At 52.0% G+C, this 25,288-nt stretch carries 19 protein-coding genes; 9 read left to right on the forward strand and 10 right to left on the reverse strand.

The features are described from left to right. Positions 1–576: 576 nt before the first annotated feature. From ldtD to OGY09_RS17055, 3 genes are all read left to right on the forward strand, one after another. Positions 577–2,328: a L,D-transpeptidase gene (gene ldtD / locus OGY09_RS17045; RefSeq protein ID WP_032942892.1), complete on the forward strand. Its 1,752-nt coding sequence runs from the start codon at positions 577–579 to the stop codon at positions 2,326–2,328. A gap of 177 nt (positions 2,329–2,505) precedes the next feature. Next, positions 2,506–3,054 (forward strand): peptidoglycan L,D-endopeptidase MepK, encoded by a 549-nt coding sequence (gene mepK / locus OGY09_RS17050; RefSeq protein WP_003831948.1) that lies wholly within the window; start codon positions 2,506–2,508, stop codon positions 3,052–3,054. A 28-nt stretch (positions 3,055–3,082) separates the two neighbouring features. Then, positions 3,083–3,730: an MBL fold metallo-hydrolase gene (locus tag OGY09_RS17055; protein WP_003831949.1), complete on the forward strand. Its 648-nt coding sequence runs from the start codon at positions 3,083–3,085 to the stop codon at positions 3,728–3,730. A 53-nt stretch (positions 3,731–3,783) separates the two neighbouring features. Here OGY09_RS17055 and aspC read toward each other — a convergent pair whose 3' ends face one another. The 4 genes from aspC to pncB form a co-directional block, all read right to left on the reverse strand. Beyond that, positions 3,784–4,974, reverse strand: a complete 1,191-nt coding sequence (gene aspC / locus OGY09_RS17060; protein WP_032942893.1) for an aspartate transaminase — start codon at positions 4,972–4,974, stop codon at positions 3,784–3,786. Positions 4,975–5,157: 183 nt separating this feature from the next. Beyond that, the gene (ompF, locus tag OGY09_RS17065; protein WP_032942894.1) at positions 5,158–6,231 is read right to left on the reverse strand and encodes a porin OmpF; all 1,074 of its coding nucleotides are present in this window, start codon (positions 6,229–6,231) and stop codon (positions 5,158–5,160) included. A 600-nt stretch (positions 6,232–6,831) separates the two neighbouring features. Next, entirely contained in the window at positions 6,832–8,232 is a 1,401-nt protein-coding gene (asnS, locus tag OGY09_RS17070) for an asparagine--tRNA ligase (protein ID WP_020996514.1), read from the reverse strand. Between the two features lie 166 nt (positions 8,233–8,398). Continuing rightward, a complete protein-coding gene (pncB, locus tag OGY09_RS17075) occupies positions 8,399–9,601 on the reverse strand; it encodes a nicotinate phosphoribosyltransferase (protein WP_020996513.1) in 1,203 nt (400 codons plus the stop codon). Between the two features lie 266 nt (positions 9,602–9,867). On the opposite strand from pncB, the gene pepN reads away from it, so the two are divergent. Continuing rightward, complete coding sequence (pepN, locus tag OGY09_RS17080; RefSeq protein ID WP_048214512.1) at positions 9,868–12,480, forward strand: aminopeptidase N; 2,613 nt, start codon at positions 9,868–9,870, stop codon at positions 12,478–12,480. A 96-nt stretch (positions 12,481–12,576) separates the two neighbouring features. Here the strand turns inward: pepN and ssuB are convergent, their stop codons facing one another. The 5 genes from ssuB to ssuE are packed head-to-tail and all read right to left on the reverse strand — an operon-like array spanning position 12,577 to position 16,827. Beyond that, complete coding sequence (gene ssuB / locus OGY09_RS17085; protein WP_032942896.1) at positions 12,577–13,344, reverse strand: aliphatic sulfonates ABC transporter ATP-binding protein; 768 nt, start codon at positions 13,342–13,344, stop codon at positions 12,577–12,579. Then, positions 13,341–14,132: an aliphatic sulfonate ABC transporter permease SsuC gene (ssuC, locus tag OGY09_RS17090; RefSeq protein WP_032942897.1), complete on the reverse strand. Its 792-nt coding sequence runs from the start codon at positions 14,130–14,132 to the stop codon at positions 13,341–13,343. Before ssuC ends, ssuB begins: the two co-directional genes overlap by 4 nt. Before the next feature lie 10 nt (positions 14,133–14,142). Beyond that, on the reverse strand, positions 14,143–15,288 hold the full coding sequence (gene ssuD, locus OGY09_RS17095; RefSeq protein ID WP_032942898.1) for an FMNH2-dependent alkanesulfonate monooxygenase: 1,146 nt from the start codon (positions 15,286–15,288) through the stop codon (positions 14,143–14,145). Next, the gene (locus OGY09_RS17100) at positions 15,285–16,259 is read right to left on the reverse strand and encodes a sulfonate ABC transporter substrate-binding protein (RefSeq protein ID WP_032942899.1); all 975 of its coding nucleotides are present in this window, start codon (positions 16,257–16,259) and stop codon (positions 15,285–15,287) included. The genes ssuD and OGY09_RS17100 overlap by 4 nt, the downstream gene beginning before the upstream one ends. Next, a complete protein-coding gene (ssuE, locus tag OGY09_RS17105) occupies positions 16,252–16,827 on the reverse strand; it encodes an NADPH-dependent FMN reductase (RefSeq protein WP_032942900.1) in 576 nt (191 codons plus the stop codon). Before ssuE ends, OGY09_RS17100 begins: the two co-directional genes overlap by 8 nt. A 243-nt stretch (positions 16,828–17,070) precedes the next feature. Between ssuE and pyrD the strand changes: the two genes are divergently transcribed. Both pyrD and zapC read left to right on the forward strand, forming a co-directional pair. Next, positions 17,071–18,081 (forward strand): quinone-dependent dihydroorotate dehydrogenase, encoded by a 1,011-nt coding sequence (pyrD, locus tag OGY09_RS17110; protein ID WP_003831973.1) that lies wholly within the window; start codon positions 17,071–17,073, stop codon positions 18,079–18,081. Between the two features lie 165 nt (positions 18,082–18,246). Beyond that, positions 18,247–18,789, forward strand: a complete 543-nt coding sequence (gene zapC / locus OGY09_RS17115) for a cell division protein ZapC (RefSeq protein WP_003035852.1) — start codon at positions 18,247–18,249, stop codon at positions 18,787–18,789. On the opposite strand, the gene OGY09_RS17120 is transcribed toward zapC, so the two are convergent. Next, entirely contained in the window at positions 18,786–19,892 is a 1,107-nt protein-coding gene (locus tag OGY09_RS17120) for a YcbX family protein (RefSeq protein WP_032942901.1), read from the reverse strand. The genes zapC and OGY09_RS17120 overlap by 4 nt on opposite strands. Positions 19,893–19,990: 98 nt before the next feature. On the opposite strand from OGY09_RS17120, the gene rlmKL reads away from it, so the two are divergent. The 3 genes from rlmKL to pqiA are packed head-to-tail and all read left to right on the forward strand — an operon-like array spanning position 19,991 to position 25,288. Next, positions 19,991–22,099: a bifunctional 23S rRNA (guanine(2069)-N(7))-methyltransferase RlmK/23S rRNA (guanine(2445)-N(2))-methyltransferase RlmL gene (gene rlmKL, locus OGY09_RS17125; protein WP_003831977.1), complete on the forward strand. Its 2,109-nt coding sequence runs from the start codon at positions 19,991–19,993 to the stop codon at positions 22,097–22,099. A 12-nt stretch (positions 22,100–22,111) separates the two neighbouring features. Next, positions 22,112–24,019: an ABC transporter ATP-binding protein gene (locus tag OGY09_RS17130; protein WP_008784281.1), complete on the forward strand. Its 1,908-nt coding sequence runs from the start codon at positions 22,112–22,114 to the stop codon at positions 24,017–24,019. Positions 24,020–24,034: 15 nt separating this feature from the next. Continuing rightward, complete coding sequence (gene pqiA, locus OGY09_RS17135) at positions 24,035–25,288, forward strand: membrane integrity-associated transporter subunit PqiA (protein ID WP_032942902.1); 1,254 nt, start codon at positions 24,035–24,037, stop codon at positions 25,286–25,288.

The following is a 25,288-nucleotide window of genomic DNA, read 5'->3' on the forward strand; positions in this document are numbered from 1 at the left end:
TGGTCCGGCTGAAAATTGCCGACGTGTTTCCGTAAGGCCGGGAGAGCCAGCATGGATGCTGGCTCAGGGCGCGCTTTGCAGGGACGCTTCCTCGCGCCCGGCCCGGTAGCCAGGAGGAATAAGCGGAGGGTATTGCGTAGCAACAATTTTCCCGCCGGGAGCCGGGATTGTAAAGGGCGTGGCGGAGAACGCCCTTTACACGTTCACGGGAATCCGTGTTTCAGAGAAACAATGAGCATGAGGTGAACGGAACTCTATTTCCGAGATAGCATGTTCTTTACCTCCGCCAGTTTACTGAAACTGAGGCGCTAACTGACTGGCATTACGGCTACATGGCCGCCTTATCTTTTTCCGAAAAGACTTCATGCCTGGTGTAATTTCTTTAGACTTCTTTACATTAGGTTAGGCAAAAAGTTTTTGATGTTTATATACTAAAGGTGAGCCTAACGCGTCACGGGCTTGCTCGTCATACTTCAGTTTGTATTGGCGTTTTACAGGTCCGACCCTCGTCAGAATAAAGAGGAATACAGACGGCCTGGCTATTCAGAGTATGATAAAGAAAACAGGGGGCAAGGGATGTTGCTTAATAAAATGTGTGGTCGTCGGCTGTCGGCAATCAGTTTGTGCCTGGCCGTAACATTCGCTCCACTGTTCAATGCTCAGGCCGATGAGCCTGAAATGATCCCTGGCGATAGCTCTGCGACCGTCAGTGAACAGCCAACAGCGTTATCGCAGCCGCAGGTTCAATCTTCTGCGACGGCTATCATGGCGGGTATTCAACCGCTGCCAGAAGGCGTGTCTGTCGATAAAGCCCGCGCCGAAATACACTCTCAGCTGCCAGCAGGTTATACGCCGGTTTACATGAGCCAGCTGGAACTGCTGTATGCCGCACGCGAAATGAAGCCGATGTGGGAAAATCGTGATGCGGTAAAGGCATTTCAGCAACAGTTAGCCGAGGTCGCAATTGCCGGCTTTCAGCCGCAGTTCACTACCTGGGTTGCACTTCTGACTGACCCGGCAGTAACCGGTCAGGCGAGAGACATCGTGCTCTCTGATGCGATGATGGGGTATCTGCACTTTATCGCTAACATCCCTGTCAAAGGTAATCGCTGGCTTTACAGCGATAAGCCCTATGCGCTAACGACGCCGCCGATTTCCGTCATCAACCAGTGGCAGGTCGCACTGGATAACGGTCAACTGACTTCATTTGTGGCCAGCCTTGCGCCTCAACATCCGCAGTATGCAGCCATGCATGAATCACTGCTCAAGCTGGTGGGCGATACACGTCCCTGGCCACAGCTCACCAGTACAGCAACGCTGCGTCCGGGGGAGTGGAGTAATGACATCCCCGCGCTACGTGAAATTTTGCGTCGAACCGGGATGCTGGAGCCTGCCGTCAGTACGTCTGGCAAAGAAGGGCGTGGTACCTACGATCGTGAATTGGTTGATGCGGTAAAGCGTTTTCAGACGTGGCAGGGACTTGGCGCAGATGGCGCGATTGGCCCTGCGACGCGTGACTGGCTGAACGTGACGCCTGCTCAGCGTGCGGGCGTGCTGGCGTTAAATATTCAGCGCTTGCGCCTGCTGCCGAGTGAGCTGTCTACCGGTATCATGGTGAACATTCCTGCCTATTCGCTGGTTTATTATCAGAATGGCAATCAGGTGCTGGCCTCGCGCGTTATTGTAGGGCGTCCCGATCGTAAAACGCCGATGATGAGCAGTGCGCTAAATAACGTGGTCGTTAACCCACCGTGGAACGTTCCGCCGACGCTGGCACGTAAAGATATTCTGCCTAAGTTATGGAATGATCCGGGATATCTTGAACGTCACGGCTATACCGTAATGCGCGGCTGGAACAGTAAAGAGACGATAGATCCGTGGCAGGTTGACTGGGCGACCATCACTGCGTCCAATCTGCCGTTCCGCTTTCAGCAGGCTCCGGGTGCACGTAACTCGCTCGGCCGCTATAAATTCAACATGCCGAGTTCGGACGCTATTTATCTGCACGACACGCCGAACCACAATCTGTTCCAGAAGGATACGCGGGCATTAAGCTCCGGCTGCGTGCGGGTGAATAAGGCCTCTGAGCTGGCAAATATGCTGCTACAGGATGCGGGCTGGAATGATACGCGCATCTCGGATGCCCTGAAGCAAGGGGATACGCGGTACGTGAATATTCGCCAGAATATCCCGGTCAACCTCTACTATCTGACCGCATTTGTCGGCCCTGATGGGCGCACGCAGTATCGTACAGATATTTACAATTACGATCTGACAGCGCGATCCAGCGCACAAATTGTGTCAAAAGCCGAGCAATTAATCAGATAAATGAAGCAGTTCGAGGAAAATGATTGTCGTAAGTTATGCTGGAAACGGGGCAAAATGGCTGTGAGCCCCGTATTTCCTGGGGTTGGGAGCCTTGACGTGGACTACTTAGCCAGATAAGGTTTCCCGCGTGCGCTAGAGCATACATACGATAACATTGACCTTGTAGACCTTAATACCATGGACAAATTTGACGCTAATCGCCGCAAACTGCTGGCGCTTGGTGGTATTGCCCTCGGCGCTGCCATCTTGCCTACGCCTGCGTTTGCAACACTCTCTACCCCACGTCCGCGTATATTGACTCTGAATAACCTGCATACCGGTGAGTCAATAAAAGCAGAGTTTTTTGATGGCAGGGGCTATATTCAGGACGAATTAGCAAAACTTAACCACTTTTTCCGTGATTTTCGGGCCAATAAAGTGAAATCCATTGACCCGGGACTGTTTGATCAACTCTTCCGTCTGCAGGGCCTGCTGGGCACGCGTAAACCCGTACAGCTGATTTCAGGCTATCGCTCTATCGATACCAATAATGAACTCCGTGCACGTAGCCGTGGTGTGGCCAAGAAAAGCTACCACACTAAAGGTCAGGCCATGGATTTCCATATTGAAGGCATCGCATTAAGTAATATTCGCAAAGCTGCGTTATCTATGCGCGCAGGTGGTGTAGGATACTACCCCAGCAGTAACTTTGTGCATATTGACACCGGCCCTGCACGGCACTGGTGATCCATAAGCTTAATGAAACAGGAGCTGTATGAACTATCGTATTATTCCGGTCACTGCATTCGCCCAGAACTGCTCGCTAATCTGGTGTGAGCAGACTCGTCTGGCCGCGCTGGTCGATCCCGGCGGCGATGCCGAGAAAATCAAACAGGAAGTGGATGCCAGCGGTCTGACGCTTATGCAGATCCTGCTTACCCATGGTCATCTTGATCACGTAGGCGCGGCGGCTGAACTGGCACAGCATTATGGTGTACCGGTTATTGGCCCGGAAAAAGAAGATGAGTTCTGGTTACAGGGACTCCCTGCTCAGAGCCGCATGTTTGGCCTGGGAGATTGTGAGCCGCTGACGCCCGATCGCTGGTTGAATGAAGGTGACAGGATAAGCGTTGGCAACGTGACGTTACAGGTGCTGCATTGTCCGGGTCATACACCGGGACATGTGGTCTTCTTTGATGAGCAATCAAAGTTACTGATTTCTGGTGACGTGATTTTCAAAGGTGGCGTAGGGCGCAGCGATTTCCCGCGCGGTGATCACAGCCAACTGATCGATTCGATTAAACGTAAACTATTGCCGTTAGGCGATGACGTAACGTTTATTCCGGGGCACGGCCCACTTTCTACGCTGGGTAACGAACGGCTACATAACCCGTTCCTGCAAGATGAAATGCCTGTCTGGTAATTCGTTTAATAAATAAAAAGGCCGCATTTGCGGCCTTTTTTGTGCGCGATAGATTACAGTACTGCAACAATCGCTTCGCACAGCGGCGCCATGTTGTCTGGCGTCATTCCTGCCACGTTTACGCGTCCGGAAGCGACAGCGTAGACACCAAACTCTTCACGCAGACGCAGAACCTGCTCTTTGGTCAGGCCGCTAAACGAGAACATGCCGTTCTGTTTGATGATAAAGCTGAAGTCGCGGTTTGCACCTTTCTCTTGCAACGTATTCACAAACAGTAAACGCATGCGCTGAATGCGCTGGCGCATATCAGTCAGTTCTTGTTCCCAGATGGCACGCAGCGCGTCGTTGCTCAGAATCGTGGCCACTACGGATGCACCGTGTGCTGGTGGGTTGGAATAGTTAGCGCGAATGGCTGATTTCATTTGGCTGAACGCACGGTCAACGGTTTCAGCATCGGCAGCAACCAGCGTACAGGCGCCTACACGCTCATTGTACAGTCCAAAGTTCTTGGAGTAGGAGCTGGCAACGATCAGCTCTTTGTGCAGAGCCGCAAATGCGCGCAGACCTTCTGCATCTTCTTCCAGGCCACGGGCAAAGCCCTGGTATGCGAAGTCGAACAGCGGTAACCAACCTTTTTCGACAGACATCTGCGCCAGCGTTTGCCACTGTTCCAGCGTAGGATCGATGCCGGTAGGGTTATGGCAGCAGCCGTGGAATAGCACCACGTCGCCAGCCTGCGCTTCGCTGAGGCTTGCCAGCAGCGCATCAAAATCTAACGAGTGGTTTGCTGCATCGTAATAGTTGTATTCACAAACTTCCAGGCCTGCAGAGTTAAAGACGCTCTTATGGTTCGGCCAGCTTGGATTGCTCACCCATACGCGTTTGGCCGACGTATTTTTTGCCAGGAAATCAGCTGCCACACGCAGTGCACCAGTGCCGCCAGGGGTCTGTGCGGTACGTGCACGCTTATCGTTGATCAGCGAACTTTCTTTACCAAACAGTAATTCCTGAGTGCAGCGACCAAACTCTGGAATACCGTCAATGCTAAGGTAATTTTTGGTGGTTTCATTTTCCAGTATATATTGCTCGGCTTTTTTAACGCTGGTCAGCACCGGCGTTTTGCCTGTCTCATCTTTATATACACCGATCCCGAGGTTTATTTTTCCAGGGCGGTCATCGGCACGAAACAAATCAGCCAGACCCAAAATGGGGTCGGCAGGAGCGGCGGTAATGTTCTCAAACATGACGAGGTTCCATAGTGATTACAGAAGGGAAGTCCGCTATCAGGTTAACGGTAGATTTACAAAATGCCAACCGTTACTGACGAAAAGCTGAGGTGTTTTTTTAAGACGCAAGAATTCCCTAGCAGATATAAAAAAACAGGACCGAAGTCCTGTTTTATAGGCATTTAACAAAGAGGTCTGCTATTAGAACTGGTAAACGATACCGACTGCTACGGTGTCGTCAGAGCCTACGCCCAGTTTGTTGTCAGAATCGATCTGGTTGATGATGTAATCAACATAGGTGGACATGTTTTTGTTGAAGTAGTAAGTCGCACCCACTTCGAAGTAGTTCACCAGATCTACGTCACCGATACCTTCAATGTCCTTACCTTTAGATTTGGTATAGGCGAGGGACGGACGCAGGCCGAAGTCGAACTGGTACTGAGCAACCAACAGTACGTCTTCAGTTTTGTTAGCATAACCGTTAGAGATACGGGTAGCGTTACGGGTTTCGCTGTAGTTCGCCGCCAGGTAGATGTTGTTCGCATCGTATTTCACACCAGCAGCCCACTGCTCAGCTTTTGCACCGCGACCATAGGTCAGCGTTTCTTGCGCGTTGGTACGGTCAGCTGCGCCGTAAGCACCCACGATACCGAAGCCATCCATTTCGTAGCTTACTGAGCCGCCAACACCATCACCGTTAGAGCGACGCGCGTCATCACGCTCATTTTTGCCCAGGTACTGAACGGCGAAGTTCAGGCCTTCAACCATGCCGAAGAAGTTAGAGTTACGGTAGGTTGCGAGACCGCCGTTACGCTGGGAGAAGAACTGGTCAGAAGCAGCGGTATCACCACCGAATTCTGGCAGCATATCGGTGTAACCCAGTGCATCGTATACGACGCCGTAGTTACGACCGTAGTCGAAGGAGCCCGCGTCGCCGAATTTCAGACCGGCAAATGCCAGACGAGTTTTGTTACCGTTCTGAGCGTCACTACCACCTTCGGAGTTATTGCCGCTGAACTGGTATTCCCACTGGCCGTAACCGGTCAGTTGGTCGTTAATCTGAGTTTCCCCTTTGAAACCAAGACGGGCGTATGTCTGATCGCCGTTAGCAGCGTAGGCATTTTCACCGTTGTGCTTGGAAAAATAGTGCAGACCAACGGCTTTACCGTATACGTCTACTTTGTTGCCATCTTTGTTATAAACTTCTGCAGCGTTAGCTGCCCCGGCTACCAGCAGAGCAGGGATAACCACTGCCAGAATATTGCGCTTCATCATTATTTATTACCCTCATCGGTTTTTATATGACACCTGCCACTGCCGCCAATAAATTCCGTCAATCAAAATTTACGGAACTATTGATGAGAGTTTGGTGTCTTTATGTGTCTGACAGGCATCTTTCCATTCAAACTACCGTTTCGCTACCGTCAAAGTGCTACAAATATAAAGATTTGGTTTCAAAAAGAAAAAATGTGTAACAAGATGTTATTTTTGTGCAACTTTGTGAACAGCGTCAAACTTCGAATGCCCCTGCGCTTAAAATTCTCGTTTTTATTTCTATTTATATGATTTTCTTATGTTTAATTTTGCTAAGGTCATTTTTTATCCGTTATGCCGGAAAGTTCGGATTTTACAGGTAACGATTTTTGGATGTCTGGAATGCCGTGCGAGAGGTTAAAAAATGTACTATTTAATCAGAAAATGCTAATCCACAATAAAATTGCTGATTATTTTTTGTGCAAATGTGTTGCGATGAAATATTACGTAACAGGTGGAGGGGATTGAAAGGTTGTGTTTAACGTGAGATGGGTATCCAGATAGCACTAAAAGGGTATAAAAAAGGCCAGCAATGCTGGCCTTTGAAACAATAACGCACGTTTAGAAGGTGGCGTTACGTGGAGTACGCGGGAACGGAATAACATCACGGACGTTCTGTACGCCGGTGACGTAAGCGATCAGACGCTCGAAGCCCAATCCGAAGCCGGAATGCGGAACGGTACCGTAGCGACGCAGGTCGCGATACCACCAGTAATCCTCTTTGTTCAGACCCATTTCCAGCATACGGGCATCCAGCACGTCCAGGCGCTCTTCACGCTGAGAACCACCGATGATTTCACCGATTCCCGGAGCCAGAACGTCCATTGCTGCGACGGTCTTACCGTCTTCGTTAAGGCGCATATAAAACGCTTTGATATCTTTCGGGTAGTTTTTCACCACCACCGGCGCTTTAAAGTGCTCTTCAGCAAGATAACGTTCATGCTCGGAAGACAGATCCACACCCCAGTACACCGGGTTTTCGAACTGTTTGCCGCATTTTTCCAGAATGCTTACCGCGTCGGTGTAGTCCACCTGCGCGAAGTCGGCGTCAATGAAACGTTCCAGGCGTGAAATCGCATCTTTGTCGACACGTTCAGCGAAGAATTTCATATCATCCGCACGCTCTGCCAGTACGGCTTTAAACGCGTACTTCAGCATCGCTTCAGCCAGGCCTGCAACATCATTCAGGTCAGCAAAAGCCACTTCTGGTTCCAGCATCCAGAACTCTGCCAGGTGACGACTGGTGTTAGAGTTTTCTGCACGGAACGTCGGGCCAAAAGTATAAATTTTGGACAGGGCGCAGGCGTAGGTTTCACCGTTCAGCTGACCGGAAACGGTCAGGAAGGCTTCTTTACCAAAGAAGTCTTTATCGAAATCGACTTTACCCTGATCGTTACGCGGCAGGTTTTCCAGATCCAGCGTAGAAACACGGAACATTTCACCGGCACCTTCCGTATCGGAAGCGGTGATCAACGGAGTAGATACCCAAAAGAAACCCTGCTCGTGGAAGAAACGATGCAGAGCTTGCGCCAGCGTATGACGTACACGCGCTACCGCACCAATCATGTTGGTACGCGGACGCATGTGCGCCACTTCACGCAGATACTCAATGCTGTGACGCTTGGCTGCCATTGGGTAAGTGTCAGGATCTTCAACCCAGCCCGTTACTTCAACCTCAGTGGCCTGAATTTCAAAGCTCTGTCCTTGTCCAGGAGATGCAACGACTTTACCCGTTACGATAACTGAACAACCCGTCGTCAGGCGCAGTACGTCCTGATTGTAATTGGGCAGAGAATTATTGATGACGGCCTGTACAGGATCAAAGCAGGAACCGTCATAAACGGCGAGGAAGGAGATGCCAGCTTTTGAATCTCGGCGGGTACGCACCCATCCGCGCACGGTGACTTCGCTGTCAACGGCTACGCGGCCCTGGAGTACGTCGGCTACAGGCACAACGCTCATAATATTCTCTCTGTTAATAGTCGGATATATAAACACATGTCCACCCGTAATGGGGGGATACCTATGTTACCTGGCATCTGCAATCAGACAAGCAGAATTCGTAGCTGGAGTGAAAGATTTCGGAAATAAACGCGAAAAAGGGAGCCAAAATGGCTCCCTGGAAGGCTTAACTGGCTTTTTTGATATGCGGGAGATCGAAGGCTTTGCGCAGTGCACGAACAAATGCTTTATCGTGGCAGATGGTTTTACCCGGGCTGTCAGATAACTTCGCCACCGGTTTGCCGTTACATTCCACCAGCTTGATCACAATATTGAGTGGCTTAACCTGCGGAATGTCGCATGTTAGCCGTGTCCCAATACCAAAACTCAACTGTACGCGGGAAGAGAAGTGGCGGTAGAGTTCAATCGCTTTTTTCAGATCGAGATTATCTGAGAAGACCAGCGTTTTGCTCAGCGGATCAATACCCAGTTTTTCATAATGAGCGATGGCTTTTTCACCCCATTCCACCGGATCGCCTGAGTCATGGCGTAACCCCTGGTAGCGGGTCGCAAACTCAACGCCAAAGTCGCGTAAAAATGCGTCCATGGTGATGCAATCGGTCAATGCAATGCCGAGTTGATCAGGGTATTCATTTAACCAGGCTGCCAGGGCTACGCGCTGGCTGGTGGCAAGTTCTGGACTGATTTGCTGATGAGCCTGGAACCACTCATGCGCCTGCGTACCCATTGGGGTTAATGACAGGCGGCGGGCCAGATCGTAGTTACTGGTGCCGACAAACCAGGGCTCTTGCTGCAGGCGTTTAACGATAGCCTGCTGTACTTCGCGCGAAAAACGACGACGCGTACCGAAATCCATCAAATGGAAGCGGGACATATCGACATCTTTCGTTAAAGCAGAGAATTCTACTAGTTTGCTTTCCAGCTCATCGAGTGCCTGCGGGACGCCTGATTCGGGCGAACGGTAACGGTGCACCAGTTCACTGATAACCGCCAACAGCGGAACTTCCCACATGATCACTTCACGCCACGGCCCGGTTAAGCGGATGTTCAGCTTGCCGTTATCATTAGTGACGTGAACCTGTTCCGGGTTATAGCGGAAATCACGTAGCCAGGTGAGGTAATCAGCTTTAAAGAATGGCAGGCCGGAGAGCCACTGGTACTCATCCTCCTGCAGTCGCAGGTGCTGCATAGCATTCACCTGCTCACGAATAGAATCGGCATAAATACCGAGCAGGTCATCGCCACGGCAACGAAATTCAGCCGCTACTTGTACATCATAGTAGTGGTGAAAAACGGCTTGCTGCATATGCAACTTATAAGCGTCTGTATCCAGCAGCGAGTGCAGAACAGGAGAAGCGAATTGTGTCATAGGTGCGCAGTAGCATCCTCTCACGGGAGCGTTTAGTACAATAAACAACTAAGAAAACCGCTGGAGTATACCCTGTTTAGCGATTTATTGAACCCCGATCACACCATAAGCTCTCTTTCTGGTCGAGGGCAATTCGTGCCACGTGTTATGAAAATGTAGCAAAAAGGGTGTTTGTGCCTGAAAAGATGAACATTCTGCGTAGCGCGATTTACGCAACAGGAATAGACTGAAGCCGAGACTCTATTAAAGATGCTAAAGGTTTTTTTATGACACAACAGCCACAAGCCAAATACCGTCACGACTATCGTGCGCCGGATTACCAGATTACTGATATTGACTTGACCTTTGACCTGGATGCTGAAAAAACCGTGGTCACCGCAGTGAGCCAGGCTGTCCGTCATGGCGCGTCTGATGTGCCCCTGCGCCTGAATGGCGAAGATCTGACCCTGGTGTCGATCCACGTGAACGACGAGCCGTGGACAGAGTATAAAGAAGAAGAGGGCACTCTGGTCATTAGTCAGTTGCCGGAGCGTTTTACGCTGCGTATCGTGAATGAAATTAGCCCAGCGGCCAATACTGCGCTGGAAGGGCTGTACCAGTCTGGCGAAGCGCTGTGCACCCAGTGTGAAGCAGAAGGGTTCCGCCATATTACCTGGTATCTCGACAGACCCGATGTTCTGGCGCGTTTTACCACCAAAATTATCGCCGATAAAACCCAATATCCGTTCCTGCTCTCCAACGGTAACCGTGTGGCGCAGGGCGAACTGGAAAATGGTCGTCACTGGGTACAGTGGCAGGACCCGTTCCCGAAACCGTGCTATCTGTTTGCGTTGGTAGCCGGTGATTTCGACGTTCTGCGCGATACCTTTACCACCCGTTCCGGGCGTGAGGTGGCGCTGGAACTGTACGTCGATCGCGGCAACCTTGACCGCGCGCCGTGGGCGATGACCTCGCTGAAAAACTCCATGAAATGGGATGAAGAGCGCTTTGGCCTCGAGTATGACCTCGACATCTATATGATTGTCGCCGTGGATTTCTTCAACATGGGCGCGATGGAGAATAAAGGTCTGAACGTCTTTAACTCCAAATATGTGCTGGCACGTACCGATACCGCCACCGACAAAGACTACCTCGATATTGAGCGCGTTATCGGTCATGAGTATTTTCACAACTGGACCGGCAACCGTGTGACCTGCCGTGACTGGTTCCAGTTGAGCCTGAAAGAAGGCTTAACTGTGTTCCGCGATCAAGAGTTCAGTTCCGATCTCGGCTCACGCGCGGTAAACCGCATAAGCAATGTGCGCACCATGCGTGGTCTGCAGTTTGCTGAAGATGCCAGCCCGATGGCGCATCCTATCCGTCCGGATATGGTCATTGAAATGAACAACTTCTATACCCTGACCGTGTACGAAAAGGGCGCTGAAGTCATTCGTATGATCCACACCCTGCTCGGTGAGGCTAACTTCCAGAAAGGGATGCAACTGTACTTTGAGCGTCATGACGGAAGTGCTGCAACTTGTGATGATTTTGTGCAGGCGATGGAAGATGCTTCTAACGTTGATCTCTCCCATTTCCGCCGCTGGTACAGTCAGTCCGGTACGCCGATTCTGACCGTGCGTGATGACTACAATCCGTCAACTGAGCAGTACACGCTGACGATCAGCCAGCGCACGCCGGCCACGCCGGATCAGGCCGAAAAACAGCCGCTGCATATTCCTTTCGCCCTCGAGTTGTATGACAACGAAGGGAAAGTGATCCCGCTACAAAAAGGCGGGCATCCGGTGAATTCTGTACTCAACGTCACCCAGGCAGAGCAGACGTTTGTCTTTGATAACGTCTACTTCCAGCCGGTTCCGGCGCTGCTGTGCGAATTCTCCGCGCCGGTAAAACTGGAATACAAATGGAGCGATCAGCAGCTGACCTTCCTGATGCGTCATGCGCGTAACGATTTCTCTCGTTGGGACGCGGCGCAAAGCCTGCTGGCGACCTATATTAAGCTTAACGTTGCCCGTCATCAGCAGGGACAACCGCTGTCGCTGCCGGTACACGTGGCTGATGCATTCCGCGCAATTTTACTGGATGAGAAAATCGATCCGGCGCTGGCGGCAGAGATCCTGACGCTGCCTTCAGTAAATGAAATAGCCGAACTGTTCGATATCATCGATCCGGTGGCGATAACCGAAGTACGCGAAGCGTTAACCCGCACGCTGGCGGCCGAGCTGGCAGATGAATTCCTCGCCATCTATAACGCTAATCATCTTGATGAGTACCGCGTTGAGCATGCCGATATTGGCAAGCGTACGCTGCGTAACGCCTGCCTGCGTTTCCTGGCCTTTGGCGAAACCCATCTGGCTGACACGTTGGTAAGCAAGCAGTATCGTGAAGCGAACAATATGACCGATGCGCTGGCGGCGCTATCCGCGGCAGTGGCGGCACAACTGCCATGTCGCGACGCGCTAATGCAGGAGTATGACGATAAGTGGCACCATGACGGTCTGGTGATGGACAAATGGTTTATCCTGCAATCCACCAGCCCGGCGAAAAACGTGCTGGAAACGGTACGCGGCCTGCTGAAGCATCGCTCTTTCAGTATGAGTAACCCGAACCGAATTCGTTCGCTGATCGGTGCCTTTGCGGGTAGCAACCCGGCGGCATTCCATGCGGAAGATGGTAGTGGATATCAGTTCCTGGTCGACATGTTGACTGAGCTTAATAGTCGTAACCCGCAGGTGGCGTCACGTCTGATTGAGCCGCTAATTCGCTTAAAACGTTATGATGCAAAACGTCAGGCGAAAATGCGTGCGGCGCTGGAACAGCTGAAAGGTCTGGAGAATCTCTCAGGCGATCTGTTCGAGAAGATTGACAAAGCGTTAGCCTGAAACGTTGACCTGTAGTTTAGTAGGCCGGATAAGGCGGTAACGCCGCCATCCGGCAAAAGGCCCGGTAAGCGCTACCGGGCCTGGTTTTCTGAGCGGTTATCCATGTCGAAGGATCGGTTGTTCCGTCTCGCCGCGTTTCATAACCCGGTTCAACACTTCCGCTTCCAGATCGGCTAACCGTACCGATCCCAAACGGCGGGGGCGCTGAATATCCACCGTAAGATCCAGTCCGATTTTTCCGTCCTCAATCAGCAACACGCGATCGGCCATAGCCACCGCTTCACTGACGTCATGAGTGACCAGCAGTACGGTAAAGCCGTGCTCTTGCCATAAAGAGACGATCAGATCCTGCATTTCAAGGCGGGTTAGGGCATCCAGAGCGCCGAGGGGTTCATCCAGCAGCAGCAAACCAGGGCGATGAATTAATGCCCGTGCCAGGGCTACACGCTGTTTTTGTCCACCGGACAGCGCAGCCGGCCATTCGTGAGCACGACTCTCCAGCCCAACGGCGGCCAGCGCATCTCGGGCCGCATCGCGCCACTGACCTTTCAGACCCAGGCCCACATTATCGATAACCGTCTTCCATGGCAGCAGACGCGCATCCTGGAACATCATACGTGTATCATCCTGAATTTCCGCCAGTGGGGTGGTTCCGGCAAGTAATGCGCCTGAGGTGGGCGATTCCAGCCCTGCCAGCAGACGCAGCAATGTACTTTTACCACCGCCGCTGCGGCCAACCACGGCAACAAACTGTCCGGCCGGAATATGCAAATCTAATTGATTGAGCACTGTATTGGCGGCGTATTGTTTTGTCACGGCGCTCAGCAACAGCGGTGTACCCTGGTTCAGGCGAGCGGTATTCATACGGTAGCCTCCTTTACATGGTAAGCCGGATGCCAGCGTAGCCAGACTCGCTCCAGCAGTTGGGCGCTGACGTCGGCAAGTTTGCCGAGCAGGGCGTAGAGAATAATGGCCACCACGACCACATCGGTTTGCAGAAATTCGCGGGCGTTCATCGCCAGGTAACCAATACCTGCATTGGCAGAAATGGTTTCCGCCACAATCAGCGTCAGCCACATCAGCCCGAGAGCAAAACGCACGCCGACCATAATCGAGGGCAGGGCGCCGGGGAGGATCACATGAACAAACAGTGAAAGGCCGGATAATCCATAGCTGCGCGCCATTTCTACCAGCCCACGATCGATACTACGGATCCCATGCCAGGTGTTGATGTAAATTGGGAACAGCGTGCCCAACGCCACGAGAAAGATCTTGGCGGATTCATCAATGCCGAACCACAAAATCACCAGCGGGATCAGCGCCAGATGCGGTACGTTACGCAGCATCTGCACCGAGGTATCCAGCAGGCGTTCTCCCCAACGCGAAAGACCGCTGATAAGTCCCAGTGTCAGGCCAATCGATCCACCGATGGAGAATCCGATCAGCGCGCGCCAGGAACTGATGGCCAGATGCTGCCAAAGCTCGCCACTGGCGGAAAGCGTCCAGAAAGCTTCGATAACACCTTCCGGAGAGGGCAGAATGCGAGTGGACAGCCAGCCCATTGAAGATGCGAGCTGCCAGAGCGCCACCAAACCTACCGGTAAAAACCAGGGCGCGAGGCGTAATAACCATCTGTTTTTCGGCGTTGCCATTAGCCGCTCCTTAACTTTGCGCGACTTTGCGCGGGATAAATTCGTTTGCCACCGCTTCACCTTGTTGTTGCAGGTATTGCGGCTGCGGAATTTCCGGTATAGCAACATCCAGATGCGGGAACAGCAGCTCGCCAACCTTGTATGCCTCTTCCAGATGTGGGTATCCGGACAACACAAAGCTGTCGATTCCCAGCGCGGCATACTCATTGATACGCGCCGCGACAGTCGGACCATCTCCGACCAGCGCGGTACCCGCACCACCGCGTACCAGTCCAACGCCTGCCCACAGGTTCGGACTAATTTCCAGTTTGTCGCGTTTACCATTGTGCAGTGCAGCCATTCGCTGCTGACCAACCGAATCCGTTCTTGAGAAGGCGGCCTGGGCTTTGGCAATGGTGTCGTCATCAAGGTGGGCTATCAGACGATCCGCTGCCTGCCACGCCTCGTGGGTTGTCTCCCGTACGATCACATGCAGACGAATACCAAAGCGGATCTTGCGCCCGAGCGCCGCTGCTTTGGCCCGCACCTGTTCAATCTTCGCTTTCACCTGTTCCGGCGGCTCGCCCCAGGTCAGATAAAGATCAACCTGCTCGGCAGCAAGGTCTTGTGCGACATCAGACGAGCCGCCGAAATAAAGTGGTGGCCGGGGTTGTTGAACGGGAGGGAAAAGCAGCTTCGCGCCGCGGACATGAATATGTTTGCCGTTGAAATCCACCGTTTCACCTTGCAGCAAGCGCCGCCAGACCTGAGTAAATTCAGCAGAGGCTTCATATCGTTCTGTGTGATCGAGGAACACGCCGTCACCTGCCAGCTCCTGTGGATCGCTGCCGGTCACCAGGTTAAATAACGCCCGGCCATTTGAGAGTCTGTCGAGCGTCGCAGCCTGACGTGCGGCAACCGTTGGCGAGGTGACGCTTGGGCGCAGCGCGACCAGAAACTTTAATCTCTGGGTGACCGGGATCATCGAAGCGGCGACCAGCCAGGCATCTTCGCAAGAGCGACCGGTTGGGATCAGGACGCCGGTAAATCCAAGACGATCGGCCGTTTGCGCGATTTGTTGCATATAACTGTGATCGACCGGGCGCGAACCTTCTTCCGTTCCAAGATAATGACCGTCACCATGGGTGGGTAAAAACCAGAACATATTCAGACTCATAATTTTTCTCCTGCCTGCTGAGTGGGTTGCCAGATACGCTGGCGAATATCGATTTTTTTCGGCACCAAACGGTTGTCATAAAACAGATCGGCGGTTTGTTGTTGCAGGGCAGCAACAGAGGCGTTGACTGGCACAATGGTGGTTGGCGGACGGTGATCCAGATAAGACGCAATCACCGGTTCAGGCAGCCCCATGGTTTTGGCCAGCAGGGTAATGCTTTGCTGGCGCTGGTTGAGCGTTAACGCATCGGCCTGGCTAAAGGTATCCAGTACGCCAAGTACAAAAGCGCCGTTTTTCTCGGCATAAGGACGGGCGGCGAGATAAAACGAACCGGTTTGCTTGAGGTCTGAGCCGTCCTTCAGTACGCGTACATCACCTTGCAGTAACGCGGCGGAATAATAGGGATCCCAGATAGCCCACGCATCCACGTTTCCTTGCTGAAAGGCCGCTCGCGCATCGGCGGGAGTCAGATACGTTGGTTGAATATCGGTAAATTTCAGTCCGGCCTGTTGCAGCGCCCGGAGCAGTAAATTGTGGGCGCTGGAGCCTTTCTGGAAGGCGACTTTATGTCCTTTAAGCTGCGCGACGCTCTGGATCGGGCTATTTTTTGGCACCAGAATCACTTCGGCTTTCGGTTTGGGCGGCTCGACGCCCACGTAAACCAGATCGGCCCCGGCTGCCTGGGCGAAAATCGGCGGAATGTCACCGGTACTGCCGAGATCGATACTGCCGATATTGAGTGCTTCCAGCATTTGCGGTCCAGCCGGGAATTCGACCCACGAGATTTTAGTCTGCGGATAGCGTTTCTCGAGTAGCTGATGGCTTTTGGCCAGCACCATACTGACGCTTCCTTTCTGGTAACCAATACGCAGAGCATCGGGGGCCGATTCTGCGGCATGCCCCAGCGTTGACAGCGACAACAACCCGGTCAGTGCCAGCCATGACGTGTGACGCCTGAGAAAATCAAGCATGAGCGGCACCTCGCAGGGTGTTCAGTTGAGGAAGTTGGACATCGCGACGATGCAACGCCAGCCAGAAGGTATCGAGCGCACTGTCCAGACGCTGCTGAAGATTGGGCGTAAACTGAGGTTTATGCTGATAATCAATCACCTGTGAATCATCGGCAAACACACCGTGCAGGATCTCCTGGGCCTTTAATGCGCTCAGTACCGGTTTCAGCGCGTAATCGACGGCAAGTAAATGCGCCACGCTGCCGCCGGTCGCCAACGGCAAAACCACTTTCCCTTCCAGCGCCCGCTCGGGGAGTAGGTCGAGCAGGGTTTTCAGGGCGCCAGAGTAAGCGGCTTTATAGACTGGTGTTGCGACAATCAGCCCGTCTGCATCCTGCAATTGTTCGATAAATGTGTTCAGCGCCGGACTGTCGAAACGAGCATAGATTAGGTCTTCCGGGGCAAAATTGTGCAGGTTCCAGTGAAAGATTTCGACATCCTGACCGTGAAGTTTTTCTCGGGCATATTCCAGTAACGCACTGGATCGAGAGGGAAAGCGAGGGCTCCCCGCCAGAGTGATGACGCGCATAATTTCATTCTCCCCTTATAACTAATTGTTTGCTTTTGGTTAACATTGATAACAATTTGAGCAGTCTGGCAGAGAGATTTTGTTTATCGAAATGATTTATACGGGATAGAAAAGTTGGAAATTGAATAAAAAGGCAGAGGCGAGGAAAACGATTGCTATTTATTGCCGCAGGTCAATTCCCTTTTTGCTCGCGATCGCACATAATACGCCCCCGGTTTGCACACCGGGAATCCAGGAGAGTTCATGTACTACCCCTTCGTTCGTAAAGCCCTTTTTCAGCTCGATCCAGAGCGCGCTCATGAATTGACATTCCAGCAATTACGTCGCATTACCGGCACACCGCTTGAAGCGCTTGTACGCCAGAAAGTACCGGCAAAACCGGTTACCTGTATGGGGTTGACGTTTAAAAATCCGCTCGGGCTTGCTGCCGGACTGGATAAAGACGGGGAGTGCATTGATGCGCTCGGCGCGATGGGATTTGGTTCCATTGAGATTGGTACCGTGACGCCACGCCCTCAGCCGGGTAACGATAAACCGCGTCTATTCCGTCTGGTCGATGCAGAAGGTTTGATCAACCGCATGGGGTTTAATAACCACGGGGTTGATAACCTGGTTGAGAACGTTAAAAAATCGCATTTCGACGGTATTCTGGGGATTAATATTGGTAAGAACAAAGATACCCCAGTAGAGAACGGCAAAGATGACTATCTGATTTGTATGGAAAAAGTCTATGCTTATGCTGGTTATATCGCGATTAATATCTCTTCGCCGAATACGCCGGGATTACGTACGCTACAATACGGCGAGGCGCTGGACGATCTCCTGACGGCAATTAAAAATAAGCAAAACGATCTGCAAGCGATCCACCATAAATATGTTCCGGTGGCGGTAAAGATCGCGCCGGATCTTTCTGTGGAAGAACTGATCCAGGTCGCCGATAGTTTAGTTCGTCATAATATTGATGGCGTAATTGCGACTAACACCACCCTCGATCGTTCTCTTGTTCAGGGAATGAAAAATTGCGATCAAATGGGTGGTCTGAGCGGTCGACCGTTGCAATTAAAAAGTACAGAAATTATTCGCCAGTTGTCTCAGGAATTAAAAGGTCAGCTGCCGATTATTGGTGTTGGTGGTATCGACTCGGTGATTGCTGCACGTGAGAAAATAGCTGCTGGTGCAACCCTCGTACAGATTTATTCGGGCTTTATTTTTAAAGGTCCGCCGTTGATAAAAGAAATCGTCAGCAATATCTGAATGCTACCTTAATCACAAACCAGGGCTTTATTTCTAGCCCTGGTTGTTTTATATTCCTTTACTGTTGCTTATTTAAACATTCTGAGCTTTTATTATTAGGGCAATAAACGAAGCGGCAAAAGGATACTGTCGTAACGGTGATGATTAAGGAAAGGAGAGAAACTGATGCGAATTAAACCCGACGATAACTGGCGCTGGTATTATGATGAAGAGCACGATCGTATGATGCTCGATTTAGCCAATGGCATGTTATTCCGTTCGCGTTTTGCTCGTAAAATGCTCACTCCTGATGCATTTTCTCCGTCAGGTTTTTGTGTTGATGACGCCGCGCTTTATTTTTCCTTTGAAGAAAAATGTCGCTACCTGGATTTAGCCAAAGAACAAAAAGCGGAACTGGTGCTTAATGCGCTGGTGGCGATTCGTTATCTCAAACCGCAAATGCCAAAAAGCTGGCACTTTGTCGCACACGGTATTAACTGGTCGCCGGTCGTGGGTGACGCAGCCTGTGTTGATTTAAGCGATACCGATGAACAGGTAAACCTGTTAGTGGTTGAGCCGGGTGAAAACGCCGCGCTTTGCCTGCTTGCGCAACCTGGCGTGGTTATCGCCGGGCGTACGATGCAGCTTGGCGATGCGATTAAAATAATGAATGACAGACTGAAACCGCAGGCCGTTGTTGACAGTTTCAGCCTTGAGCAGGCGGTTTAGCTCTCCAGCCTGATTGCCGTTTTGGGAACACAGCTACAGCACAGAATCGTTCCGTCGTCCCCCATCGCTGATTTCTTCAACGGGCTAACTTCGCCTTCTACCAGTCGAATTCGACAGCATCCGCAAATGCCTGCCCGGCATGAATAGGGAACCCGGATACCCTGGTTTTCCAACTGCTCAAGCAATACCTGTTGATTATTTCCGCGAAAGGTCTGTCCCTGCCAGTCAATAAGCACCGTGGCATCAGGTTGTTGTTCGGGTGTAGTTTCGTCTGATTCAGCCGCGCCGTACGCTCTGGCGGGGCCGGTTGCCAAAATTTCTACCTCATCGCCGACGCGAATAACGCCACTGTTACGCGCGATAAGATTCTGACCGAAATCGACATCGCCGTTATCTACCGCAGTACGGAAGGTTTGCAATGTGGCAAGCGGTTCACCGGATGGGTGTTTCTGGCCTTTTTCCGGGCTAACTGTCGTGAAAATACAGCGGCTACAGGGTTTTGCTACATCAAAAATGACGTCGCCAATACGAATCACTTTCCAGGTATCTTCTTCCCAGGCACCAGCTCCCGAAACCACTATATTGGGGCGAAACTGTTCCATTTTGACGCTTGCCGGACAGCGCTGTTGCAGATCGCGCAGGGATGCTTCGTTGGCCAGCAGATAAGGATAACCATCAGCGAAGGATAAAGGAACATCAACATGGCGTTTTACACGGCGCGTCAGCTGCGGGCCGACCCAGCGTAACTGCACTTCACGGGAGAAAAAGCCGCTAAGCCACTGGTTGATAGCCGCTGGCGCAATACGCGCGGTAAAATGGTTTCCCCATACTTCTGTTGGCGCATCCTGGGGAGCGAAGTCGGCAAATCGCACGAGCGCGCTGCTGCCATCTGGAGCTGTAAGATGCAGTCCATCGTGGAATGGGGAAGGCGTAAAACGGACCATTTGTGGGAACTGACGGGCGGTTATGAACGTTCCGTCAGGTTCAGTGATCATAAATATGCGATCAAAGGCGAGACCGCTAATATCTGCCAGGGCATGCGTAAGCCCAATGCCGCGCATTGATTTAACCGGATGAATAAAAAGTCGGGTTAACGTGACCACTGTACAGCCCCTCGAATGAAAATAAGCCTTCAACTTTATGACATACAGCCCATATTAGCTATAATGCGCAGCAATTTTCTTGGAGTAAAAGTGACATTATGAATTCTCTGTTTGCCAGTACGGCCCGCGGGCTGGAAGAGCTGTTAAAAACTGAACTGGAAAACCTCGGCGCGCTGGAGTGTCAGGTCGTTCAGGGTGGGGTCCATTTTAAGGGCGACACGCGGCTTGTTTACCAGAGCCTGATGTGGAGCCGCCTGGCCTCGCGCATTATCCTGCCGATGGGAGAGTGCAAGGTCTACAGCGATCTTGATCTGTACCTCGGCGTTCAGGCAATCGACTGGACAGAGATATTTAACCCTGGTGCTACGTTTGCCGTCCATTTTAGCGGACTGAACGAGACCATTCGTAACAGCCAGTACGGCGCGCTGAAGGTCAAGGATGCGATTGTCGATGCCTTTACCCGCAAAAATATGCCGCGTCCGAATGTGGATCGTGAATCTCCGGATCTGCGCATCAACGTCTGGTTGAACAAAGATACTGCCAGCATTGCGCTCGATCTGAGCGGTGACGGTTTGCATCAGCGTGGCTATCGCGATCGCGCGGGTCAGGCACCGATTAAAGAGACGCTGGCCGCCGCTATTGTTATGCGTTCTGGCTGGCAGCCGGGAACCCCGTTACTCGATCCGATGTGTGGTTCCGGCACACTGCTGATTGAAGCGGCAATGTGGGCGACCGATCGCGCGCCGGGTCTGCACCGTGGATACTGGGGCTTCAGCGGTTGGGCGCAACACGACGAAGCTGTCTGGCAAGAAGTTAAAGCCGAAGCGCAGGTGCGTGCGCGTAAGGGACTGGCTGACTATACCTCGCATTTTTATGGATCCGATAGCGATGCGCGCGTGATTGAAAAAGCGCGTAGTAATGCTCGCCGCGCCGGTATCGCCGATCTGATGACGTTTGATGTGAAAGATGTCGCCAAACTGAGCAATCCGCTGCCGAAAGGACCGTATGGGACGGTTATCAGTAACCCGCCTTACGGCGAACGTCTGGATAGCGAACCGGCGCTGATTGCTCTGCACAGCCTGCTGGGCCGTACGATGAAAAACCAGTTTGGCGGCTGGAATTTGTCGTTGTTCAGCGCCTCGCCGGATCTGCTCAGCAGCCTGCAATTACGTGCCGACAAGCAGTTCAAAGCGAAAAACGGCCCGCTGGATTGTGTGCAGAAGAATTATCACGTTGCAGAGACCACTGCGGACAGCAAGCCTGCCACGGTCGCGGAAGATTATGCCAACCGCCTGCGCAAGAATATTAAGAAGCTGGAAAAATGGGCACGTCAGGAAGGCATTGAATGCTATCGCCTGTATGACGCTGACCTGCCGGAATACAACGTTGCAGTAGATCGTTACGGTGATTGGGTCGTGGTTCAGGAATACGCACCGCCGAAGACGGTCGATGCGCAAAAAGCACGTCAACGCTTGTTCGACATCATTGCCGCCACGCTGTCAGTACTGGAAATCGCGCCAAACAAACTGGTGCTGAAAACCCGTGAGCGTCAGAAAGGCAAGAATCAGTATCAGAAGATGAATGAGAAGGGTGAATTCATTGAGGTAAGCGAGTACAACGCGCGCCTGTGGGTGAACCTGACTGACTACCTTGATACGGGTTTATTCCTCGATCACCGTATTGCGCGCCGCATGTTGGGGCAGATGAGTAAAGGTAAGGACTTCCTCAACCTGTTTTCCTACACCGGTAGCGCCAGCGTACATGCAGGATTGGGCGGTGCGCGTAGCACCACGACGGTCGATATGTCGCGTACCTATCTGGAATGGGCGGAACGTAACCTGCGCCTGAACGGATTGAGCGGTCGCGCTCATCGTTTAATTCAGGCCGATTGCCTGGGCTGGCTGCGTGATGCGAATGAACAGTTTGATCTGATTTTCATCGATCCGCCGACGTTCTCTAACTCAAAACGTATGGAAGATTCGTTTGATGTGCAGCGCGATCATCTGGCGCTGATGAAAGATCTGAAACGTTTACTGCGTAAAGACGGCACGATCATGTTCTCCAACAACAAACGTGGGTTCCGTATGGATCTCGACGGTTTGGCTGAACTGGGATTGAAAGCACAAGAAATTACCCAAAAAACGCTTTCCCAGGATTTTGCCCGTAACCGTCAGATCCACAATTGCTGGCTGATTACCGCAGCCTGAAAGGATAAATAAATGTCATTGATCAGTATGCATGGTGCATGGCTGTCGTTCAGCGATGCGCCGCTTCTTGATAATGCAGAACTGCATATCGAGGATAACGAACGCGTCTGTCTGGTTGGCCGTAACGGCGCAGGTAAATCGACGCTGATGAAGATCCTGAACCGTGAGCAGGGGCTTGACGACGGGCGTATCATTTATGAGCAGGATCTGGTTGTGGCGCGTCTGCAACAGGATCCACCGCGAAATGTTGAAGGCAGCGTGTATGATTTCGTTGCCGAGGGTATCGAAGAACAGGCCGAGTATCTCAAACGTTATCACGATATTTCGCGTCTGGTGATGACTGATCCGAGCGACAGAAATCTGAATGAGATGGCGCGGGTTCAGGAAATGCTCGATCATCACAATCTGTGGCAGCTCGAAAGCCGTATTAATGAAGTGCTGGAGCAGTTGGGGCTGGATCCAAACGCCGCACTTTCTTCGCTTTCAGGCGGTTGGCTGCGTAAAGCGGCGCTGGGCCGCGCGTTAGTGAGCAATCCGCGTGTACTGCTGCTGGATGAACCAACAAACCACCTGGATATTGAAACCATCGACTGGCTGGAAGGATTCCTGAAATCCTTCAATGGGACAATCATCTTCATTTCCCATGACCGTTCATTTATACGCAATATGGCGACGCGTATCGTCGACCTCGATCGTGGCAAGCTGGTGACTTATCCGGGGAATTACGATCAGTATCTGCTGGAAAAAGAAGAAGCGCTGCGCGTAGAAGAGTTACAAAATGCAGAGTTTGACCGCAAGCTGGCGCAGGAAGAGGTCTGGATCCGTCAGGGGATCAAAGCGCGCCGTACCCGTAATGAAGGCCGCGTGCGCGCACTGAAAGCCATGCGTCGCGAGCGTGGCGAACGTCGCGAAGTGATGGGCACGGCGAAGATGCAGGTCGAAGAGGCGAGCCGTTCAGGCAAGATTGTTTTCGAAATGGAGAACGTGGATTACCAGGTTGATGGAAAGCAGCTGGTAAAAGATTTCTCCGCACAGGTACAACGTAGCGACAAAATTGCGCTAATCGGACCGAACGGCTGCGGCAAAACAACGCTGCTGAAGCTGATGTTAGGCCAGCTTCAGGCTGACAGTGGACGCATTCACGTCGGCACCAAGCTGGAAGTGGCCTATTTCGATCAGCACCGCGCCGAACTGGATCCCGATAAAACCGTGATGGACAACCTGGCTGAAGGTAAGCAAGAGGTGATGGTTAACGGTAAACCTCGCCATGTGCTGGGTTATCTGCAGGACTTCCTGTTCCATCCGAAACGCGCGATGACGCCAGTGCGAGCGCTCTCTGGTGGGGAACGAAATCGCCTGCTGTTGGCGCGTCTTTTTCTGAAACCCAGCAATCTTTTGATTCTCGATGAACCAACGAACGATCTTGACGTCGAAACGCTGGAACTGCTTGAAGAACTAATTGATAGCTATCAGGGGACTGTACTGCTGGTAAGCCACGACCGTCAGTTTGTGGATAATACTGTAACTGAATGCTGGATCTTCGAAGGCGGCGGTAAAATTGGTCGTTATGTCGGTGGTTATCATGACGCGCGCAGCCAGCAATCTCAGTATGTGGCGTTTAAACAACCGGTCGCGAAAAAAACAGAGGAAGCTGTTGCTCCTAAAGCAGAAATTGTCAAACGTGGCACGAGCAAACTAAGCTATAAACTGCAGCGCGAACTGGAGCAGCTCCCCGCTCAGCTTGAAGAACTGGAAGCTAAACTGGAAAGGCTACAAGCGCAGGTTGCTGACGCCGCTTTTTTCAGTCAGCCACATGAGCAAACACAGCAGGTATTAGCTAATCTGAACGAAGCGGAACAAGAACTTGAGCAAGCCTTTGAGCGCTGGGAGTATCTTGAGTCTTTGAAGAACGGCGCATAATTTAAAGGAGCACATATGTGCGAACATCACCATGCCGCGAAGCATATTTTGTGCTCGCAGTGTGACATGCTGGTGGCGTTACCTCGCCTTGAGCATGGTCAAAAAGCGGCATGTCCACGATGTGGCACTACGTTAACGGTTGAGTGGGACGCGCCGCGGCAGCGTCCTACCGCCTATGTATTAGCAGCATTATTCATGCTGCTTCTGTCAAACCTCTTCCCCTTTGTGAATATGAACGTCGCAGGGGTGAGCAGCGAAGTGACGTTGCTGGAGATCCCCAGCGTTCTCTTTTCTGAAGACTACGCCAGTCTCGGCACCTTCTTTTTATTATTCGTGCAGTTGGTCCCCGCGTTTTGCCTGCTGACTATCTTGCTGCTGGTGAATCGGGTGCAGATGCCCGCCAGACTTAAGGCGGGTCTTGCACGCGTCCTGTTCCAGTTAAAAAGCTGGGGGATGGCGGAAATCTTCCTCGCTGGCGTGCTGGTCAGCTTTGTTAAGCTTATGGCTTACGGCGATATTGGCGTGGGCAGCAGCTTTATTCCGTGGTGCTTCTTTTGCGTTTTGCAACTGCGCGCATTCCAGTGCGTTGACCGTCGCTGGCTGTGGGATGATATTGCGCCAATGCCAGTGATTAAGCAGGAGTTAAAACCAGGCGTGCCCGGCATTCGACAGGGACTGCGTTCCTGCTCTTGCTGCACCGCGATTCTTCCCGCTGATGAACGGGTGTGTCCGCGCTGCCAGACGAAAGGCTATGTGCGGCGTAAAAACAGTCTGCAATGGACGTTGGCATTACTGTTCACGTCGATCATGCTTTATCTTCCTGCCAATATTTTGCCGATTATGATTACCGATCTGCTCGGGTCAAAGCTGCCATCAACGATACTTGAGGGGGTGGTTTTAATCTGGAGCGAAGGCTCTTATCCGGTGGCTGCGGTTATTTTTATCGCCAGTATTATGGTGCCGACGTTGAAAATGATCGCCATTGCCTGGCTATGTTGGGATGCCAAAGGGCACGGCAAACGCGACAGCGAACGTATGCACCTGATTTATGAAGTTGTGGAATTTGTCGGTCGCTGGTCAATGATCGACGTCTTTGTGATTGCGGTACTCTCTGCGCTGGTACGCATGGGAGGGTTAATGAACATTTATCCTGCAATGGGTGCTTTGATGTTTGCTTTAGTCGTCATTATGACAATGTTTTCTGCGATGACATTTGATCCGCGTCTGTCGTGGGACCGTGAACCAGAACCAGGCCATGAGGAGTCCTGA

The organism is Citrobacter sp. Cpo071 (assembly GCF_030332765.1).
GTDB classification, from domain to species: Bacteria; Pseudomonadota; Gammaproteobacteria; order Enterobacterales; family Enterobacteriaceae; genus Citrobacter; species Citrobacter portucalensis.

Excerpts from the sequence above, each read along its gene's own strand:
- ldtD (WP_032942892.1), top strand. The coding sequence starts at position 577 with ATGTTGCTTAATAAAATGTGTGGTCGTCGGCTGTCGGCAATCAGTTTG.
- mepK (WP_003831948.1), top strand. The coding sequence starts at position 2,506 with ATGGACAAATTTGACGCTAATCGCCGCAAACTGCTGGCGCTTGGTGGT.
- OGY09_RS17055 (WP_003831949.1), top strand. The coding sequence starts at position 3,083 with ATGAACTATCGTATTATTCCGGTCACTGCATTCGCCCAGAACTGCTCG.
- aspC (WP_032942893.1), bottom strand. The coding sequence starts at position 4,974 with ATGTTTGAGAACATTACCGCCGCTCCTGCCGACCCCATTTTGGGTCTG.
- ompF (WP_032942894.1), bottom strand. The coding sequence starts at position 6,231 with ATGATGAAGCGCAATATTCTGGCAGTGGTTATCCCTGCTCTGCTGGTA.
- asnS (WP_020996514.1), bottom strand. The coding sequence starts at position 8,232 with ATGAGCGTTGTGCCTGTAGCCGACGTACTCCAGGGCCGCGTAGCCGTT.
- pncB (WP_020996513.1), bottom strand. The coding sequence starts at position 9,601 with ATGACACAATTCGCTTCTCCTGTTCTGCACTCGCTGCTGGATACAGAC.
- pepN (WP_048214512.1), top strand. The coding sequence starts at position 9,868 with ATGACACAACAGCCACAAGCCAAATACCGTCACGACTATCGTGCGCCG.
- ssuB (WP_032942896.1), bottom strand. The coding sequence starts at position 13,344 with ATGAATACCGCTCGCCTGAACCAGGGTACACCGCTGTTGCTGAGCGCC.
- ssuC (WP_032942897.1), bottom strand. The coding sequence starts at position 14,132 with ATGGCAACGCCGAAAAACAGATGGTTATTACGCCTCGCGCCCTGGTTT.
- ssuD (WP_032942898.1), bottom strand. The coding sequence starts at position 15,288 with ATGAGTCTGAATATGTTCTGGTTTTTACCCACCCATGGTGACGGTCAT.
- OGY09_RS17100 (WP_032942899.1), bottom strand. The coding sequence starts at position 16,259 with ATGCTTGATTTTCTCAGGCGTCACACGTCATGGCTGGCACTGACCGGG.
- ssuE (WP_032942900.1), bottom strand. The coding sequence starts at position 16,827 with ATGCGCGTCATCACTCTGGCGGGGAGCCCTCGCTTTCCCTCTCGATCC.
- pyrD (WP_003831973.1), top strand. The coding sequence starts at position 17,071 with ATGTACTACCCCTTCGTTCGTAAAGCCCTTTTTCAGCTCGATCCAGAG.
- zapC (WP_003035852.1), top strand. The coding sequence starts at position 18,247 with ATGCGAATTAAACCCGACGATAACTGGCGCTGGTATTATGATGAAGAG.
- rlmKL (WP_003831977.1), top strand. The coding sequence starts at position 19,991 with ATGAATTCTCTGTTTGCCAGTACGGCCCGCGGGCTGGAAGAGCTGTTA.
- OGY09_RS17130 (WP_008784281.1), top strand. The coding sequence starts at position 22,112 with ATGTCATTGATCAGTATGCATGGTGCATGGCTGTCGTTCAGCGATGCG.
- pqiA (WP_032942902.1), top strand. The coding sequence starts at position 24,035 with ATGTGCGAACATCACCATGCCGCGAAGCATATTTTGTGCTCGCAGTGT.